Raw genomic sequence first — 18,029 nt, forward strand, 5'->3', positions numbered from 1 at the left:
TCGATAGCATGGTCATGAAACAATCGTTAACCCCAGCAGGAAATATGGCCAGAGCAATTATTGCCGATGATCATCCCTTGTTTCGTGCCGCTATGAAACAGGCATTAAGCGACAGTTTAGAGAGCGACATCATTGAAGCATCAAGTTTCGCTCAACTAGAACAGCAACTGAAACAATTCCCTCAAATTGAACTGGTTTTTCTCGATTTGTCTATGCCGGGAAACCGGGGACTTACCGGACTTAGCGTTTTACGAAGTCAGTTTCCTGATATTTTAGTCGTTATTGTTTCTGCTAATGAAGACACCCGGGTGATACGTCAGGCTATGGCGCTGGGGGCCAGTGGCTATATTCCTAAATCGGTGCCCCTGCCTGAATGGCAGACCGCTGTGACGACTGTATTGGCCGGTGACAATTGGCTACCTGAATCTATGCGCACGATGAATGTGGCGGAGCCGGATGCTGAAATGAGTGAATTTGCGAATAAGCTGGAACAGCTAACACCGCAGCAATTTAAGGTACTGCAGTGCATAGCCGATGGCTTATTGAATAAACAAATTGCTTATGAGCTTGGGGTGCAGGAAACCACGATTAAACAACACGCATCAGCCATATTAAGAAAGCTTAAATGCATTAATCGAACCCAGGCAGGTATTCTCTTCCGGCAGATGTTAGATACTTCGGACTCGTTTGAGGAGTCTCTTTAACGCACCGCTCTTCAAGGGTTTTGGAATAAAGTGAGCGTTGGCCTCCAGGGCTTGCTCTCTTAAAATTTCATCGGGGTCTGCTGAGTTTATTATCGCTGGTACATCGTTCCCCCAGACCTTTCTCATGGCTATAACCAATTCAATTCCCGTGCTGCCATTGTCCAAATGGTAATCGGCCAGAATGAGATCACACGGCGGATGCTGTCGTGCCTGCTTTAAATCTGCTGCGGTCAGGGTATCCGCGCCCCAGTCGCTGAGTAAACCGGCAGTAGCTACCAGCACCTGAGGATCATTATCGATGACTAATACGCGCATGCCGCTCAATAGCTTTTCATCAATGCTTCGGTTCTGGATGACAACAGGCTCAGGTGGCGTATGCCAGCTGACAACTGGCAGCGTTAACTCAAAGAGGGTTCCCTTGCCCAGAGTGGATGATAAGCTCAAGTCAATTTTTAGCAGTCGACACATCCTTTCGACAATTGACAAGCCGAGTCCCAGTCCGGGGTTGTCACCGCTGGATTGCAGTTGATGAAACTCTCTGAAGATGTCCTGTTGTTTGTGCTCAGGAATGCCCGACCCCGTATCGATAATGCAAATGGTCAGGTGGTGTTGGTGCCGCCGGAACCCCAGTACAATCCGGCCACTTTCGGTATAACGTAACGCGTTAGAGAGTAAGTTTTGTACCACTCGCGTCAGTAACTTGCGATCGGTCTGTACCATCGCTGAGCTCTTGTGGTAGTTCAATTGCAAGTGTTTCTCTTTTGCCATCATTTGGTAGCGCTCAACCAAAGGTTGTAAAGCGCGATCAATCGAAAACTCCTGATAATCGGGTTGGAGATTACCGGCATCGAGTTTGGTCATATCAAGCAACATCGTAAGCAGTTCTTCCGCGTGCTCAAGTGAACGCTGAATGTTATTGGCTAAAGGCAGGTATTGTGGTGGAAGCCTGGATTGCAGCATTTCGCAGAATAAGCTGGCTGCATTAAATGGCTGCATCAAATCGTGACTAACGGCAACGAAAAAACGTGATTTACTCTCATGCGCTCGTTCTTCTGCCTGTTTTGCAGATAATAACTGTTGCGTGCGCTCATCAACTCGCTGCTCCAGCTCCTGATTAACTTTTTGCAGTTGTTTCTGCGCTTCAATACGTTCGGTTATGTCGCTATAGGTTGTGACAAAGCCACCTCCCGGCATTGGGTTTCCTTGCAACTCGATAGTTAAGGAGCCTTGTTGGCGTTGGTAGCGATAAGCACTGCCGGCGCGTAAATAGTTAAGACGTTTCTGAATTTCACCTTCAACATCCTGGTTTTCTGACGTACTGAGAAGGCCGCGGCTCGCGTTGTAGCGCAGGAGTTCTTCCACCGGCATTCCAGAGCGCACCAGGCCGTCCGGGTAAGCAAAAATTTCTAAATAGCGGCGGTTCCAGGCAACGAGCCGGAGCTTCTGATCAACCACGCTAATACCTTGCGGGATATTCTCTACTGATGCCTGCAGCAGCTCGCGGTTAAATTGATAAAGCCGGGAAGCTTCTGTCGCCCAATCTACTACCCGGGAGACGGGAAACTCCTGCTGTTCAGATACGGTGTCTAGCAGTAGACGGCTGGCGGAGGTGCCGATGACAGCAGAGAGCTCCCGCTCAATACGGACCAGCATAGGAGCCGGAACCATGGACTGACCGTCAGGGGTCAGTAAATCCATTTGTAATCGCTGCTGAATAGCGGCTAATTGTTGATCGTCATAAAATCGAGATAACAGTGAACGCAAACGTGCCCAGCTGAGGCTGGGTTGTTGTGCAAACTCTTCCGCGTGATCGACGCGGGGAGGCTCTGTCTGGACGCTTCGACTGATGATTGAAAATAGCCAAAAACAGAATAGGTTAGCGCCCAGACTTATCAGAACACCATCCGCGATATCGATATCCGTTATCTGTGGCTGTTGACCAATAGAAGGAATAAGCAACAGAGTTAACCAGAGTGCTGTGCCCACGGCTAACCCCGCTAATACACCGCTCTGCGTCGCGTTACGCCATACTGCCGTACCCAGTATAGCGGGAGCCATCTGTGCTAACAGCGCAAGGGAGAGTAATCCTGAATTGACCAACGGCATAGATTCGATCGTGGCTTTATAATACAAATAAGCCATGAACATGACGACGATCATGGTGACCCGCCGTATGGACAATATTCGTTTGGGTGTGAAACTAAATTGTCGCAGTCGCTGACGAGTTAAGCGCAGCCAAACGGGCATGACGACATCATTTGAAACCATGATACTCAGTGCAAGAAGGGCGATGATAACCATACTGGTGGCAGCAGAAAGACCACCGATAAAAGCGATCAATGTAATATCCGGACGTTCCATCATCAGTGGTATAACGAGTAAAAACGTATCCCGGCTAGCCTCCCCGGGCGCCAAATGCAGTGCGCTTAGGGCCAATGGCAATATAAAAAAGTTGATCGCAAACAAGTATAGGGGGAACGCCCAACGTGCCGTTCGGAGTTCGTCGGAATGGGTGTTTTCAACGTAACCCACGTGGAATTGGCGCGGTAGACAGAACATCGACAAACCGCCCAGTAACATATGTACAGCAAAAACATAGCCACCGTGCTCTCGCCCGGCAAGAACGTCCTGCGTGTGAGCGGTTTGAAAGCTTTGCTGGAAAAGATCGGTCAGACCATCAAATACCGAATAGCTGGCAAACAGACCCACAATAATAAAAGCAGCCAGTTTCACTAAAGATTCAAATGCAATCGCGTCCATCAAGCCGGAGTGTTGCTCTGCCAGACTGAGCCGTCGCGTACCAAACAGAAAGCCAAAGACCACCATGGTCAACGCCACCAGTAAGGACAAATCAAATAACCAAAATGGCTCATTATCGAACCCGGTCACTGCGGCAAAGCTTGAGGTCACAGCGCGTAACTGCAGAGAAATATAGGGAACGACGGCGATAAACGCCGTAATAGCGACAACGCCGGCCAGTAAAGGAGATTTGCCATAGCGTGTGCCAATTAAGTCTGATATCGACGTGATATTCTGGTGCTTACAGTAGTTCAGTAACTTTAATTGTATGCCGTGCAGCAGAATAAAGACGACAATGGCGCCGGCGTAGGTCGGGGCGAACGCCCAGCCATAATAAGCCGATTGAGTAATGGTGCCAAAGAAGGCCCAGGAGGTACAATGAACTCCCTGGGCTAACGCGTAACGGTAAGGTTTGACCCGGTTCGAAGCAGCGCGGTCACCGCGATAAGCAATGCTGAACAAAATCGTCAAATAGGCGATTGCAGCAAAAACGGTGACTTCGATGCTTAGCATAACTAGTGGTGATCGTGATGGTCAGGGAAAACGGTCAGCGACCAATTAAACTTGATGGCCCCGAGACGAATGAGCAATGTTGATGCCATACCGGCAGCCAACGCAATGAGGGGCTGAAAGGGAACCAGTATTACGTAAACGGTAGCGCCTATTATGCAGGTGGTTGCGTATAATTCGCTTTTTAAAACCATGGGAATATCACGCGCAAGAACGTCGCGGAGCATACCGCCAAAGCAGGCTGATATGGTTCCCATGATAATAGCAATAAAAGGTGGAAAGCCGGCTGATAGAGTTTTTTCAGCGCCCATTGTGGCAAAGAAGGCCAGCCCAACAGCGTCTGCAGCCATTAAAGTGTTCATGGGTATGTAAGCTTTGAACCTGAGCCAGGTGATGGTCAGCAGCGCCGCCACAATAATGGTGTAGAGGTAATTTGGGTCGTGAGTCCAGAAAACCGGTAAGCCAAGGATCAGATCGCGTGTTGTACCACCTCCGATAGCGGTCGCTGACGCTAAGATAAGTACGCCAAAGCCATCCATCTTTTTGCGAAACGCTAATAATGTACCGGCTATCGCAAAAACCGCGACACCAGCATGATCTGTCCAGTAAAATATCAATTCCATGAGTAATCAAAAAGTAGCAATGGTATAACCTAGTTTGTCATTAAGCTTAATTGATTCCCAGCACAAATTGATTGGCTATTTACGGCCTATAATTTTATCATGCTACCAACTTCAGAGAAGCTGATGAGCTAAGGATTAGCGAGAATGAGTGCAACTCAGTACACGACAAAACACGTTGTCGATGAATTAGTTAATAGTTATCAGCGAGTACCAATGCTAATTATTGCAACGCACCCTGACCGCTCAAGGATTGGCGAGCGGGCAGTGCTGATGGAATTGCATAATAACAGCAATGATTACTTGAGCCGGGTTAAACCTGAATTTGCTAAAAATGGGAATGCGGGCAGGGCGTTACTTGACGAATTTATCAGCCGATCGCCCATCATTTTTCAAAGCGAATCAGGTGGGCGTATCAAGCTGCGCGCGCACAGTACCAAAACAACCGTGACTATCGCCGGGCGTGGCATTCAGGACGAGTATGTTCTGCAAGAAAGTGAGTTAGATAACGGTGTTGTTATCGGCTTAAATCACCGCATTGTTTTACTCTTAAAAAATTTACCATTGCATGACTCCACCGTTGACGATAATGACGTGCTGTTTGGAATCAGCTCAGACATTAGGGCGATTCGGCAGCGGGTGGAGCGGTTAGCCGGAATGAACTTACCGGTTATGATTAGAGGCGCTGCCGGAGTCGGAAAGCAGCAGGCGGCTTACGCTATTCATCAAGCCAGTGAGAGGCGCACCAAACCTTTCATTAGCGTGAACCTGGCGGCTATTCATGATGCCGTTGCCGAAGCTGAACTTTTCGGTAGTTACCGTAACGGAAGCCGGCAGCCCGGTTATTTTGAGCAGGCCGATGGCGGCACTATTGTTTTGGAAGACATTGAGGACGCCTCAAGCAGCATACATCGGTTGCTTTACACTGTGCTGCAGAGCCAGTCGGTAGTGCCTGTTGGGAGCGACGAAGCATTGTCGGTCAGTTGCCGCATTATGCTCACTAGTCATCACGATCCGAATACGCATGAGGAAAACTCCATATTGTCGATGCTAATTGAGAAATTATCGGCTTATCAATTGTTTATTCCTCCGTTGGCGGAGCGTCGAGAAGACATCGGTTTGCTGTTCGACTATTTTGTTCGTGAACAGTGGCGCAAGCTTTATGGGAATCGCAAGGATGATATTAGAATTCCGGGGGAGCTGATGAACCAGCTGCTGACGTTCCACTGGCCGGGAAATGTGCGGCAATTACGTAACGTAGCGCGACAGGTGGTTATTGATAGCAGAGAACAGGAACAATTGCATCTTGACCCTCAGCTATTGTCCATGTTGAAGCCCGCTACCAGCGGTAGCTGGGAGGAAGCAGCAGAAGTGCACCGTAAGCCAAATAGTATCAGTCGTGATGAATTATTAGAAACACTGAGCGGCTGCCGGTTTGAGCTGCAGGCAACCGCCAAAAAACTAGGGATATCGAGAGCGTCGGTTTATCAACTAATCCAGCGTTTCGAAGGGGTTCGCACCGCACAGGATCTATCCGAAGATGAAATCAAACAAAGTTACGATGAGAACAGAGCAGACACAGAAAAAATGATGTGGGATTTACAAGTTTCTCAAATTGGATTGCGGCGCCGTTTAAAAAGTCTTGGCTATACTATTTGATAATACTGAGCGGTGTTAAACTTTCTGATAGTATAACGGGTTTAGAAAACTGAATTGTATTTTTGAATAACTGTCCCCATATGGGAAGATGGTTGTTTAAAACATATAAATAATAAACTGATATTAACTGAGGGAAATTTATGGATTTTTTTATTAGCTCAGCATACGCACAAGGTGCCGGCGGCGTCGGTGGCGGTGGTATGGAATTAATTTTCATGCTGGTCATGTTCGCCTTAATTTTTTACTTCATGATTTACCGTCCGCAAGCAAAACGCGTTAAGCAGCATAAAGAACTGATGGGCGCCTTGAGCAAGGGCGATGAAGTGTTAACCCAGGGTGGTTTAGTCGGCAAAATCACTAAAGTAGCTGAAGACAAAGATTTTGTCGTTATCGCTTTGACTGACGAGCTGGAAGTAACGATTCAAAAAGGTTCTGTGACTTCTGTTCTTCCTAAAGGAACGATGAAGTCTCTCTAATCTCTGATGTTATAAACAGGGGCACGACGTGTTAAATAAATACCCGTTGTGGAAAAACTTACTGATTATTTTTGTCGTCTTAGTGGCAGCGCTTTATGCGCTGCCAAATATTTACGGCGAAGATCCCGCAGTTCAGATTTCCGCAAACCGAAATGCGACCATCGATACCAGCACAATGGATCGCGTGAGAACGAGTCTTGAAGAAGCTGGTATACAGGCCAAAAGCATTGCGCTTGAAGAAGAGCAGCTGCTGGTCCGTCTGACATCCGATGATGAGCAACTTGAAGCACGAAAAGCTATCATGAAAAGCTTGAGTGATAATTACACCGTTGCTCTCAACTTGGCTCCCGCTACACCAGAATGGCTTAAAAGCATTGGCGCTCAGCCTATGAAGCTGGGTCTGGATTTACGTGGTGGTGTCCACTTCTTAATGGAAATCGATATGGACGAAGCCGTCCGTAAGATTGTTGGTGGTATGAAAGACACGGTTCGTGCTGAACTGCGTGAAGAACGCATTCGTTACAGTGCGGTTCGCGTCAATGACACAACCGTTGAAGTGGAGCTTCGCAATAAAGAAGCTTATGCGGAAGCAGTCAGTTATCTCGATGGGCGTTACCCCGGATACACCTTAGTTGAAGACGAAGAAAATCAACTACTGACGTTGCAAATGACTGACCAGAAGCTGGCTGAAACCCGTGACTACGCCGTATCTCAAAACATTACGATTATGCGTAACCGGGTGAATGAGTTGGGTGTGGCAGAACCACTGATTCAACGCCAGGGCGCCAATCGCATCGTGGTTGAACTGCCGGGAGTTCAGGATACCGCGCGCGCCAAAGATATTTTAGGTGCGACGGCAACGCTGGAATTCCGCATGGTTGATACGGAAAATGACGTACGCGATGCGCAAAATGGTCGGGTGCCCTTCGGTAGTGAGTTAATGCCGATGCGTAACGGACCTACTCAATTATTAAAAGAAGACGTTATTTTAACCGGTGACCACATTGTTAACGCTGACGTAGGCTATGACGAGTACAACCGTCCACAAGTCAACATCACCCTGGATGGCGCTGGCGGCAACAAAATGTCCATGGCGACTAAAGACAATGTTGGCGACCCAATGGCAACGGTCTTTATTGAATACAAAGCAACGGACGAGCGTGATGCGGAAGGAAATCTGGAGTTCACGAAAAATGCTGAAGTCATTAACGTAGCAACCATTCAGTCGCGTCTAGGCAGTAGTTTCCGTATTACCGGTGTGGGTGCTAATGAAGCACAGAACCTGGCTCTTTTACTGCGAGCAGGTGCCTTAATCGCGCCTATTCAAATTGTGGAAGAACGGACGGTTGGACCAAGTCTTGGTCAACAAAATATCAATGCCGGCACACAAGCTATTCTCTGGGGCTTTATTTTGGTTCTGGCGTTTATGGTGTTGTACTACAAGAAGTTTGGTCTTGTGGCCAATACCGCGCTGGCAGCCAACCTGATTCTTATTATCGGTGTTATGTCGATGATTCCTGGCGCAACGCTTACGTTGCCAGGTATGGCTGGTATCGTGCTAACCGTTGGTATGGCAGTAGACGCCAATGTGCTTATTTTTGAGCGGATACGTGAAGAGATTAAATCCAAACGAAGTCCACAGCAGGCGATTCACCATGGTTATGACAGTGCGCTGTCGACCATTGCCGATGCTAACGTGACGACTTTGATTGCCGCACTGATACTCTTTGCTATTGGTAACGGGCCGGTTAAAGGCTTCGCTATTACGCTTATTATCGGAATAGTAACGTCAATGTTTACGGCGATAGTTGGAACCCGTGCCATTGTTAACTCAGTTTGGGGCGGTAAAAAGCTGTCTAAACTGTCTATTTAGGGGGAGCTATGCCAAGAATTATTAATACAGATGAACGACTTCCCTTTATGCGTTTTCGCGGAATTATGGGGGCTATCAGCGCGTTGCTGGTGGTCGCTTCCATCATTTCGTTATCGGTGAACAAGCTAAATTTTGGGCTGGACTTTACTGGCGGAACGTTATTAGAGGTTGGTTTTGAAAAACCGGCAGATTTAAGCCGTGTCCGGGGTGCCTTAGATGGTGCTGATTTCGGTGATGCGGTTGTACAGCATTATGGCACTGAAGAAGACATTCTGATTCGACTAGAGCCTCGCGAAGGCGTTAAAGCTGAGCAGCTAGGCACCGCGATACTTGAATCTTTGCGTTCAACTTTTGAACAAAAGATAGAAATGCGCCGGATCGAATTTGTTGGCCCGAACGTTGGCGAAGAATTTATCGAGCAGGGTGGGTTAGCGATGCTGACCGCGATGATATGTATCCTACTGTATATTGCCATGCGATTTGAATGGCGATTAGCGGTTGGTGCTGTTGCTGCCTTGGCTCACGATGTTATTTTAACGCTAGGGCTATTCTCGGTATTAGGGTTGGAGTTTGATTTAACCGTACTGGCCGCACTACTGGCGGTTATTGGTTACTCAATTAACGATACGGTGGTGGTCTGTGACCGAATCCGTGAAACTTTCCGCAAGTTCTCTAAGTTAACGCCTATTCAGACAGTTAACCGGGCGCTGACGGATACGTTAAGCCGAACCTTAGTGACATCGTTAACAACAATATTAGTTTTGTTGACCTTATTTTTTCTTGGTGGGCCGTTAATCCACGGATTTTCTACAGCGCTATTATTTGGTGTGGTCATTGGTACTTACTCATCCATTTATATCGCCAGTACGGTTGCGCTGGCTTTTGGCGTCAGTCGAGAAGACTTAATGCCGCCAGAAGTAGAAAAAGAAGGCGCGGATCAAGATCCGTTACAGTAAAGTCGCTATTATTGTATAAATTAAATGGGGTGCATTAGACATGTTGGCCGTTGTTTCTCCAGCAAAAAATTTGGATTATGAAAGTGATTTGCCAAAGCTCAGTGTCACGCAGCCTCGGTTGCTGGATAACGCTGAGGAGCTGGTTCAGGTTTGTCGTGAATTGAGCCCGCAACAACTGGGGTCGTTAATGAAAATTAGCGACAAGTTAGCGGGTTTAAATGCGGCTCGTTTTGAGCAGTGGCAACGACCTTTCAATGAAAAAAATGCACGCCCGGCTATGTATGCTTTTAACGGCGATGTTTATACCGGGCTTGATGCTGCAAGCTTGAGTCCGGATGCCATTGATACGGCGCAAAAGCAGCTGCGTATTCTTTCCGGTTTGTATGGTGTTTTGCGTCCACTAGACTTAATGCAGCCTTACCGGCTGGAAATGGGGACGAAACTGGATAACGCCCACGGTAAAAATTTATATGAGTACTGGGGCGATACGATTACCCAGCTACTCAATGATGATTTAGCCGAGCTGGGGAGTTCAACCTTAGTTAATTTGGCGTCTAATGAATACTTTTCTGCCGTTAAGCCAAAAATGTTGAATGCAGATATTGTTACACCAGTGTTTAAAGACGAAAAAAACGGTCAGTACAAAGTGATCAGTTTTTACGCAAAAAAGGCACGCGGACTAATGGCTCGCTTTATCGTGAACCAAAAGCCACAATCTGTGTCTGATTTAAAAGAGTTTGATGCAAGTGGTTATTGTTTTAACGAAGCAATGTCAAACGACAAACAACTGGTTTTTTGTCGTGCTGAGCAAAAATAAAGGAGCGCACAATGAGTGATGAACAGGTAGAAACATCGCCGGCAACCGAAGAAGCAAGTCGAAAAACGACTTGGGTTGTTGTTACGCTGATTGTGCTGGCTATTATAGCCGCGCTGGTATGGTGGTGGTTACCGTCTTCGGAAGACAGCAAACAGCGAACTGAAACGGTCGAGGTTGATCAGCAACAATCGACTGAAGTTCAGGCTGAGAGTTATGAAGAAGTGACCGAACCTGAACCCGAGGTTGAGCCGGAACCAGTGCCAACCGAACCTGAGCCCGAAGTCCAACCTGAACCAGAACCCGTTGAGCCTGAGCCTGTGACGTTACCTGAGCTTGAGAATAGTACACCAACGGTTTTACAGAACCTTGATTCTGCGGACATCAATATTCGCCCGCTTAAGAGTTCTCAGCTTATTCGAGATGCCGTTGTGTTAGTGGATAACATGAGTAACGGCGGCATTGTGCGCGAGCGGACTATTGTCCAGCGCCCAGATGGCCGTTTCAGTGTGATTGAAGTGGATGGTGAGCTTTATATTGATGAAAGCACTTATCGTCGGTACGACGCATTAGTTGACTGGTTCGTCAGCCTGGACCCTTATGCACTGGCTGAAAATTACGAGTTATTTAAACCGTTAGTACAGGAAGCTTATGCTGAAATCGGATACCCTGACTCTGATTTTGATAACACGCTTTTAGAAGCCATTGATGTTGTTTTGGGAACGCCTGTACCGGAAAGTCTGGTGCAAGTAGAAGATGATAACGTCATGTACACCTATGCCAATGAGGCTTATGAAACGTTACCTGCGGTGCAAAAGCAATTATTGCGCATGGGCCCTGAAAACATTAAGCGCGTGAAGCAAAAATTACGCGAAATAAGAAGAGCACTACAATAATCTTATGACGGATAAAGACGTAATTCCGGAATTTGTTAAAGGCGAATTCCCCGTTCATCATAATCGCTTTTTGCGTTGGTTGGGTCGGTTAGGCCTAAGGTTGATGGGCGGTTGGAAAATTAATGGCGAAATGCCGAATGTAAAGAAGGCAATTCTTCCTGTAGCGCCACATACTTCTAACTGGGATTTCCCTGTTGGGGTTTTCGTTATGCTGGCTATGGGTCTGAAGCTGAATTATTTAGCCAAAAGTAGTTTATTCCGATTCCCTTTAAAAGGTCTGATGATCAAACTGGGAGGGATTCCCATTGACAGAAGCAGTGCGAATGGCGTTGTTGGCAACATGGTCCGAGAGTTTCGGGAGAAGAATGAACTGATACTGGTGATTACACCCGAAGGCACCAGAAAGCGCGTAAAAGAATGGAAAAAAGGTTTTCTGCACATGGCGCAGCAAGCGAAAGTTCCAGTCATTCCTATCGTGTTCGACTTTGCCCGTAAAGCCATTGATATAGGCCCTGCCCTGATGATTGGCGATGAAATTGATAAAGAGCTCATTCGCGTAAAATCTTATTTTGAGCACGCACGAGGCAAGCGGGGAGAAGCCTGTTGAAACGGTCGCTTCCCTTTTGTCTCTTGCTGCTTATTCTTCCGCTTTCTTTTTCAGCGGCTGCCGCAGACTTTTGGAAAAAAGATTGGGTAGTACCTGAATACGCAGAAGGGACGAGCTTAATCATTCGTCCACTCAAAGCATCTGACACAGACCGTTTCTTTCACAGTTACATGACCTCTCAAAAGTGGCTGTATAATCGCCTTGGCTGGGCCTGGCCTTCGGAGAAAAGTAGTCTCGAACAGAATGAAACGATGGTTAACTACCATCTGGAGCAGGCTAGAGAACATACCGCGTTTACGTATTTGGTGATTGATAAGAGCGACAACTCCATTATTGGGGCTGTGTATATGGTGCCGGTAGCCGCAAGCAGAGAAGAAAAAAGCGGTATTTCACGCGGTACCTATAATGCTGAAGTCAGCTGGTGGCTTTTGCAGTCAGCCGTGAATGATAATTTACACAACGACTTTTTTGCCTTATTAACCGACTGGTTAGAGGCAAGCTGGCCCTGGCGTCAGGTATTATTCCCCGTATCCGAAGATAACGAAACAACGGTGCAACTGCTTGAAACGAGCAATGCGCGTTCGTTAGGCCGTAACCTGGATGCCAGAGAAAAGTATTTCTCCTATTCAATTTCACGCAAATAATCCGTCATTGTGCTATCATCGCGCGCAATTAACGAACGGTTAATAAGGAAAACTCATGCAGGTAATCGAAGGCGGAATAAACGCCGCGGGTAAAAAGTTTGCCATTATTGTCTCGCGCTTTAACCATTTTATGGTCGAAAGCCTATTAGACGGTGCGGTACAAACACTGAAACATTATGGTGAAGTTGCGGATGAGGACATTACTGTCGTACGCGTTCCAGGCGCATACGAAATGCCGGTAACCGCTAAACGCCTGGCCAGTTCAGGTAAGTACGATGCGATCATTGCTGTTGGCGCTGTTATTCGCGGCGGGACACCTCACTTTGAGTTTGTTGCTGGCGAATGTAACAGTGGTTTAGGCCGGGTCGCTACGGAATTTGATCTGCCAGTAGCCTTTGGTGTTATTACCACCGATACGCTGGAACAGGCGATTGAACGCAGTGGCTCTAAAGCTGGTAATAAAGGCTCGGAAGCCGCACTAAGCGCGCTTGAAATGGTTAACGTACTGAAACAACTCTGAGATACATTAAATGAAACCCGCAGCAAGAAGAAAGGCCCGCAAGTTGGCCGTGCAAGCAATTTACTCATGGCAGCTATCGCAAAATAGCTTTAGCGACATCGAGGCTCAATTTTTAACGGACAACGACACCAGTAAAGTGGATGTCGACTACTTTTTGGAGCTGGTTCGTGGTGTTGGCGGGCATTACCGGACACTGGACGAAGCTCTGGAGCCGTTTTTAGACAGACCGATTAAGGAACTCGACCCGGTAGAACTGGCGGTTCTGAGAATTTCAGCTTACGAATTACGCGAGCGTGTGGACGTACCTTACAAAGTTGCTATTAACGAGGCCATCGAGCTTGCTAAGTCTTTCGGTGCCGATGACAGCCATCGTTTTGTGAATGGCGTCCTCGATAAAGCCGTTGATACCTTTCGGCCAACCCGGCAGTAATTTATGCCTCGCGATGAATTTTCGCTAATTAATGAATACTTCGCACATCGCTCCGCAAAACGGGGCGATGTTGCTTTGGGTATTGGAGACGACGGCGCGGTTGTCCGCCCAATGCCTGAACATGACTTAGTTGTTGTGACTGATACCCTGGTGGAAGGTGTGCACTTTGATCAAACGACTCCCCCGCGTGCTATAGGTCATAAGTGCGTTGCCGTAAATTTGAGTGATTTAGCCGCAATGGGCGCTCAGCCGAGCTGGGTCAGTTTAGCTCTAACTCTTCCCCGCGTTGACGAGGACTGGTTGCAGGAATTTAGCGGCGGACTCGATGAAATTTGCAGTTATTATGATTGCCAGTTAATTGGCGGTGATACCACCAAAGGTCCACTGACCATTACCATAACCGCGCATGGTCAGTTGCCATCGGGTACCGCGATACCGCGCTCCGGAGCTAAAGCCGGAGACTGGGTTTATGTCAGCGGCTCTTTAGGAGATGCTGGTTTAGGTTTGAAAGTAACTCAAAATAAGATCAGCACAACAGGTCGCCACTTACAGCAGGTGATTGAGCGCTTACATTATCCGTCGCCAAGGGTTGCTTTGGGGCAAAGCTTGCGGGGTGTTGCCAGCTCCTGTATTGATGTATCCGATGGTTTGATAGCTGACTTGGGGCATTTGATGACAAAAGCCGGCACGACCGCTCAGCTGGATCTGGAAAAGCTACCCCTGTCCTTAGCGCTAACTGAAAACTTAAACGTTGACGATGCGCTTGCCCTTGCTTTGACCGCCGGAGACGACTACGAGTTATGTTTTACCTTACCGGAAGAACATCGTGGTCGAATGGAAACCTTAACGGCCCACCTGAAAACGCGACCGGTCTGTATTGGCCGTGTGGCTAATGGCGGACAGGGAGACGTTCATTTACGTTACAATGGCGAGGAATGGTCGTTGTCAGAGGAGTACCGGAGTTTTAATCACTTTGCGCAGAGCGATATGACCCGGGAAGAAAGTTAATGGATCATTCAGATTTACCGAAAAATAAGCTTCCCAAGTTTAACCCAGTGCATTGGCTGTCTTTAGGATTCGGATCCGGTCTGATCCCGAAAGCACCTGGTACGTTTGGAACGCTGGTTGGTATCCCGGTTGTTTTTCTATTAGCACAGCTGACTTGGTGGGGCTATTTGCTGGCACTTGTGGTAATGACTGTGGCGGGTATCTGGATATGTCAGTACACAGCGAAAGCCATGGGGGTGCATGACCATCCCTCTATTGTCTGGGATGAAATTGTCGGTTACGCCATTGCTATGTTTGCCTTGCCGGTCGAGCCGTTTTGGTTAGTGGCGGCGTTTATTTTATTCCGCATTCTCGATATTTGGAAGCCCGGGCCTATTGGCTGGGCTGACAAACAGTTAGAGGGCGGAAACGGCATCATTATGGACGATGTACTGGCAGGGGTTTTCTCTGCTGCGTTATTGCATTTAGGGTGGTGGTTGTCAGGTCTGTTAGGCTAACAAACCTGACGTGTACTCTTAGTTTTGCTTGATGAAATCCTTTACCTGACGCTCTAAACCTCTGGCATCTAAGCCCAGCTCCGCACGAACTTCATTTTGTGACCCATGTTTTATAAACTCATCAGGTAATCCAAGTCTCAGAACCTGCGGACTACTCTCGCGCTGAGCAATGTATTCACAGACAGCGCTGCCTGCGCCGCCCGCTATCACGTTTTCTTCGATAGTGACGAACAGAGTGTGGGTTTTCATTAATTCGTCCAGACAGTCGGTGTCCAGGGGTTTTACGAAACGCATATCAATGACCGTGGCATTAAATGCCGCAGCCGCTACTTCCACCTCAGGCAGTAAAGCACCAAAATTAAGGAAGGCAATGTCCTGACCCTGATGAATGGTTTTCGCCTGACCAATGTCCAGGGCTTTGCCCTGACGAAGTTCCAGACCTATGCCAGCTCCGCGGGGATAGCGAACAGCAGCCGGGCCTTTGTGTTGATAACCCGTGGTGAGCATATCCAGGCACTCTTGCTCGTTGCTGGGCGCCATAACTAACATATTGGGTATGCAGCGCAAATAGCTTAGATCAAAGGCGCCCTGATGCGTGGGTCCATCTGCACCGACGATGCCCGCCCGGTCAATAGCGAAGAGTACGTCGAGGTTTTGCAACGCGACATCGTGAATCAGTTGATCGTAACCACGCTGCAAAAAGGTAGAGTAAATTGCCACAACAGGCTTCGTTCCTGCAATTGCAAGGCCGGCCGCATAGGTCACGCTGTGCTGTTCAGCTATGGCAACATCAAAATATTGTTTTGGGAAGCGTTGAGAAAACTCAACCATACCGGAACCTTCACGCATGGCAGGTGTGACCGCCATAAGCAGGGAGTCGTTATCGGCGGTATCACACAGCCATTGACCAAAAATTTCTGAGTAGCTTGGGATTCCTGCGGCCTTTTTAGGCAAGCTCGATTCTGCAGGGTCAAACTTAGGAACGCCATGGTAGCCAATGGGGTCCTGTTCTGCTGGCTTATAGCCTTTGCCTTTTTGCGTAGCAATATGCAGTAACTGCGGGCCACTTAAATGGCGCATATTTGACAGTGTTTCAACTAAGGCATCGACATCGTGACCGTCGATAGGACCAATGTAGTTGAAACCCAGTTCCTCAAAAATTGTTCCCGGTGCCATCATGCCTTTCATGTGTTCTTCAGCGCGGCTGGCGAAATGGCGAATGTGAGGAAGCGGGCTGAGTAATTTTTTGCTGCCTTCACGCAACGAGGTGTAAAAACGACCGGACAACAAACGGGCAAAATGATGATTTAATGCGCCGACATTCTCTGAAATTGACATGTCGTTGTCGTTGAGTACAACCAGCATATCCGGCTTTATGTCACCGGCGTGATTCATCGCCTCAAAGGCCATGCCTGCGGTCATTGCACCGTCACCGATAATGGAGACCACTTTTTGCTTTAAGTTTTGCCGTTGAGCCGCAACGGCTAAGCCTAGAGACGCCGAAATGGATGTACTTGAATGACCGACCGATAGCACGTCGTATTCACTTTCCTCACGCCATGGAAAGGGGTGCAAGCCGTCCTTTTGACGAATGGTGTGTAATTGCTGCTTGCGGCCTGTCAGTATTTTGTGTGGGTAAGCCTGATGACCCACATCCCAGACTAACTTGTCTTGAGGCGTGTGATAGACATAATGCAGAGCGACGGTCAGCTCAACGGTGCCTAATCCCGAGGCCAGATGACCACTGCTCTGACTAACAGAGGTCAGTAAAAACTGGCGGATTTCGGCACATAATTCCGGTAACTGCGTGCGTGAGAGTCTGCGCAGATCAGCGGGGAAGTTAATTTTATCAAGTAACGGATATTTTTCAGTCATTCAATTAGTGGTCCCGCTTTAACAGCAAGTCGGAAAATTGTTCGAGTTTGTCGGTATTGTAAGGGATATCGTCTAATGACTGTAGCGCTTTATTGTGTAAGTTTTGTAAGCGCTCTTTTGCCCCTTCGATACCGAGTAAGCGCACATAAGTTGATTTTTCTGACGCGGTATCAGAACCCTGAGGTTTTCCCAAAGCTTCTGTATTACCTGTTACGTCGAGAATATCATCCTGCACTTGAAATGCCAGCCCCAGATAACGCGCAAACTTTTCAAACTGCGGTAACCATTGTTGCGCCTCGCTGCTGCCGCACAAAACGCCCATACTGGCCGCCGCTGCAATCAGAGCTCCGGTTTTACTTACATGCATTTGCTCCAGAGCGCTTTCGGTTAATGTTTTAGCGGTTGCCTGTAAGTCAATCGCCTGGCCTGCACACATACCCTCAGCACCGCTGGCCTTAGCCAGTACATGCACCAATTGTAACTGGCGTATCGCTGGCAGTTGATGCATGGCCTGTTCGGTTAATATTTCGAACGCCAGCGTTTGCAGAGCATCACCAGCCAGAATAGCAGTCGCTTCATCATATGCAATGTGACAAGTGGGTTGGCCCCGACGCAAATCGTCATTATCCATTGCCGGTAAATCGTCATGAATTAACGAGTAGGCATGGATGAGCTCTATCGCGGCGGAAGCACGTAATGCGTCTTGTTTGTCCGCACCGCAGATATCAGCCACGGTCATGACCAAATAGGGACGAATGCGCTTGCCCCCCAATAGAACACCATGCTGCATTGCCTGGTTTAACCGTTCGTTTAGCGTCAGAGTGCCGAGTTTCTGTTCTAAAAAGCGATCAACCTGCTCTCGGGTCTCTGCTGTTAACGAATTAATCGTCACATTAGTTCTCCGTTATCTTCACTGCTTTCTGGCTGCTGTTGCTCAGCGAGCAGCGTGGTGACTTTCTGTTCCGCCTGCTGCAGTTGCTGTTGGCTTGATCGTGATAACTGAATGGCCTGCTCAAATTTTTTCAGTGACTGCTCTAGCGGCAAGTCGCCTTGTTCAAGTTCGTTGACTAATTGCTCCAGCTGTTCAAGAGCCTGTTCAAAGGATTGCTGTTTTTTCTCATCTGCCATAGCTGTTTCTGCC

Annotated in this window: 18 protein-coding genes; 13 read left to right on the top strand and 5 right to left on the bottom strand. The window is 48.0% G+C overall.

From position 1 onward, the window contains the following. Positions 1–44: 44 nt before the first annotated feature. Positions 45–704 (top strand): response regulator transcription factor, encoded by a 660-nt coding sequence (locus tag RBK99_RS04610; protein ID WP_317503471.1) that lies wholly within the window; start codon positions 45–47, stop codon positions 702–704. Here RBK99_RS04610 and RBK99_RS04615 read toward each other — a convergent pair. Together RBK99_RS04615 and RBK99_RS04620 are read right to left on the bottom strand one after the other, a co-directional pair. Beyond that, positions 669–4,016 (bottom strand): PAS domain-containing hybrid sensor histidine kinase/response regulator, encoded by a 3,348-nt coding sequence (locus RBK99_RS04615; protein ID WP_317503472.1) that lies wholly within the window; start codon positions 4,014–4,016, stop codon positions 669–671. The genes RBK99_RS04610 and RBK99_RS04615 overlap by 36 nt on opposite strands. A gap of 2 nt (positions 4,017–4,018) precedes the next feature. Beyond that, complete coding sequence (locus tag RBK99_RS04620; RefSeq protein ID WP_317503473.1) at positions 4,019–4,636, bottom strand: trimeric intracellular cation channel family protein; 618 nt, start codon at positions 4,634–4,636, stop codon at positions 4,019–4,021. Between the two features lie 144 nt (positions 4,637–4,780). On the opposite strand from RBK99_RS04620, the gene RBK99_RS04625 reads away from it, so the two are divergent. The 12 genes from RBK99_RS04625 (at position 4,781) to RBK99_RS04680 (ending at position 15,013) form a co-directional block, all read left to right on the top strand. Then, entirely contained in the window at positions 4,781–6,292 is a 1,512-nt protein-coding gene (locus tag RBK99_RS04625) for a sigma-54-dependent transcriptional regulator (RefSeq protein ID WP_317503474.1), read from the top strand. Positions 6,293–6,432: 140 nt separating this feature from the next. Further along, positions 6,433–6,768: a preprotein translocase subunit YajC gene (yajC, locus tag RBK99_RS04630; protein WP_317503475.1), complete on the top strand. Its 336-nt coding sequence runs from the start codon at positions 6,433–6,435 to the stop codon at positions 6,766–6,768. A gap of 28 nt (positions 6,769–6,796) precedes the next feature. Further along, positions 6,797–8,641, top strand: a complete 1,845-nt coding sequence (secD, locus tag RBK99_RS04635; protein WP_317503476.1) for a protein translocase subunit SecD — start codon at positions 6,797–6,799, stop codon at positions 8,639–8,641. Positions 8,642–8,649: 8 nt separating this feature from the next. Further along, on the top strand, positions 8,650–9,597 hold the full coding sequence (gene secF, locus RBK99_RS04640) for a protein translocase subunit SecF (RefSeq protein ID WP_317503477.1): 948 nt from the start codon (positions 8,650–8,652) through the stop codon (positions 9,595–9,597). Positions 9,598–9,637: 40 nt separating this feature from the next. Then, a complete protein-coding gene (gene yaaA / locus RBK99_RS04645) occupies positions 9,638–10,414 on the top strand; it encodes a peroxide stress protein YaaA (RefSeq protein WP_317503478.1) in 777 nt (258 codons plus the stop codon). Between the two features lie 11 nt (positions 10,415–10,425). Next, a complete protein-coding gene (locus tag RBK99_RS04650) occupies positions 10,426–11,307 on the top strand; it encodes a DUF3014 domain-containing protein (RefSeq protein WP_317503479.1) in 882 nt (293 codons plus the stop codon). Positions 11,308–11,311: 4 nt separating this feature from the next. Then, entirely contained in the window at positions 11,312–11,914 is a 603-nt protein-coding gene (locus tag RBK99_RS04655; protein WP_317503480.1) for a 1-acyl-sn-glycerol-3-phosphate acyltransferase, read from the top strand. Next, a complete protein-coding gene (locus RBK99_RS04660) occupies positions 11,911–12,558 on the top strand; it encodes a GNAT family N-acetyltransferase (RefSeq protein ID WP_317503481.1) in 648 nt (215 codons plus the stop codon). Before RBK99_RS04655 ends, RBK99_RS04660 begins: the two co-directional genes overlap by 4 nt. Positions 12,559–12,613: 55 nt before the next feature. Next, positions 12,614–13,078, top strand: coding sequence for a 6,7-dimethyl-8-ribityllumazine synthase (ribH, locus tag RBK99_RS04665; protein ID WP_054489444.1), 465 nt, complete (start codon positions 12,614–12,616; stop codon positions 13,076–13,078). A gap of 10 nt (positions 13,079–13,088) precedes the next feature. Further along, positions 13,089–13,508, top strand: a complete 420-nt coding sequence (gene nusB, locus RBK99_RS04670) for a transcription antitermination factor NusB (RefSeq protein WP_317503482.1) — start codon at positions 13,089–13,091, stop codon at positions 13,506–13,508. A 3-nt stretch (positions 13,509–13,511) separates the two neighbouring features. After that, a complete protein-coding gene (gene thiL / locus RBK99_RS04675; RefSeq protein ID WP_317503483.1) occupies positions 13,512–14,516 on the top strand; it encodes a thiamine-phosphate kinase in 1,005 nt (334 codons plus the stop codon). Continuing rightward, positions 14,516–15,013, top strand: a complete 498-nt coding sequence (locus tag RBK99_RS04680) for a phosphatidylglycerophosphatase A family protein (protein ID WP_317503484.1) — start codon at positions 14,516–14,518, stop codon at positions 15,011–15,013. The genes thiL and RBK99_RS04680 overlap by 1 nt, the downstream gene beginning before the upstream one ends. Before the next feature lie 18 nt (positions 15,014–15,031). Here RBK99_RS04680 and dxs read toward each other — a convergent pair whose 3' ends face one another. From dxs to RBK99_RS04695, 3 genes are read right to left on the bottom strand one after another with little or no spacing between them, the layout of a single operon-like run. Further along, positions 15,032–16,888: a 1-deoxy-D-xylulose-5-phosphate synthase gene (dxs, locus tag RBK99_RS04685; protein ID WP_317503485.1), complete on the bottom strand. Its 1,857-nt coding sequence runs from the start codon at positions 16,886–16,888 to the stop codon at positions 15,032–15,034. 4 nt (positions 16,889–16,892) lie between these two features. Beyond that, on the bottom strand, positions 16,893–17,780 hold the full coding sequence (locus RBK99_RS04690) for a polyprenyl synthetase family protein (protein WP_317503486.1): 888 nt from the start codon (positions 17,778–17,780) through the stop codon (positions 16,893–16,895). After that, positions 17,777–18,016 (bottom strand): exodeoxyribonuclease VII small subunit, encoded by a 240-nt coding sequence (locus RBK99_RS04695; protein ID WP_317503487.1) that lies wholly within the window; start codon positions 18,014–18,016, stop codon positions 17,777–17,779. The genes RBK99_RS04690 and RBK99_RS04695 overlap by 4 nt, the downstream gene beginning before the upstream one ends. Positions 18,017–18,029: the final 13 nt, after the last annotated feature.

The sequence above is a fragment of the Idiomarina solivarensis genome, assembly GCF_033052755.1.
Classification (GTDB): Bacteria; Pseudomonadota; Gammaproteobacteria; order Enterobacterales; family Alteromonadaceae; genus Idiomarina.

What these genes read in the sequence shown, in the direction of transcription:
- RBK99_RS04620 (WP_317503473.1), bottom strand. Translation starts at nt 4,636, where the DNA reads ATGGAATTGATATTTTACTGGACAGATCATGCTGGTGTCGCGGTTTTT.
- ribH (WP_054489444.1), top strand. Translation starts at nt 12,614, where the DNA reads ATGCAGGTAATCGAAGGCGGAATAAACGCCGCGGGTAAAAAGTTTGCC.
- RBK99_RS04695 (WP_317503487.1), bottom strand. Translation starts at nt 18,016, where the DNA reads ATGGCAGATGAGAAAAAACAGCAATCCTTTGAACAGGCTCTTGAACAG.
- yaaA (WP_317503478.1), top strand. Translation starts at nt 9,638, where the DNA reads ATGTTGGCCGTTGTTTCTCCAGCAAAAAATTTGGATTATGAAAGTGAT.
- nusB (WP_317503482.1), top strand. Translation starts at nt 13,089, where the DNA reads ATGAAACCCGCAGCAAGAAGAAAGGCCCGCAAGTTGGCCGTGCAAGCA.
- RBK99_RS04680 (WP_317503484.1), top strand. Translation starts at nt 14,516, where the DNA reads ATGGATCATTCAGATTTACCGAAAAATAAGCTTCCCAAGTTTAACCCA.
- RBK99_RS04650 (WP_317503479.1), top strand. Translation starts at nt 10,426, where the DNA reads ATGAGTGATGAACAGGTAGAAACATCGCCGGCAACCGAAGAAGCAAGT.
- RBK99_RS04615 (WP_317503472.1), bottom strand. Translation starts at nt 4,016, where the DNA reads ATGCTAAGCATCGAAGTCACCGTTTTTGCTGCAATCGCCTATTTGACG.
- RBK99_RS04610 (WP_317503471.1), top strand. Translation starts at nt 45, where the DNA reads ATGGCCAGAGCAATTATTGCCGATGATCATCCCTTGTTTCGTGCCGCT.
- yajC (WP_317503475.1), top strand. Translation starts at nt 6,433, where the DNA reads ATGGATTTTTTTATTAGCTCAGCATACGCACAAGGTGCCGGCGGCGTC.
- dxs (WP_317503485.1), bottom strand. Translation starts at nt 16,888, where the DNA reads ATGACTGAAAAATATCCGTTACTTGATAAAATTAACTTCCCCGCTGAT.
- RBK99_RS04625 (WP_317503474.1), top strand. Translation starts at nt 4,781, where the DNA reads ATGAGTGCAACTCAGTACACGACAAAACACGTTGTCGATGAATTAGTT.
- secF (WP_317503477.1), top strand. Translation starts at nt 8,650, where the DNA reads ATGCCAAGAATTATTAATACAGATGAACGACTTCCCTTTATGCGTTTT.
- thiL (WP_317503483.1), top strand. Translation starts at nt 13,512, where the DNA reads ATGCCTCGCGATGAATTTTCGCTAATTAATGAATACTTCGCACATCGC.
- RBK99_RS04655 (WP_317503480.1), top strand. Translation starts at nt 11,312, where the DNA reads ATGACGGATAAAGACGTAATTCCGGAATTTGTTAAAGGCGAATTCCCC.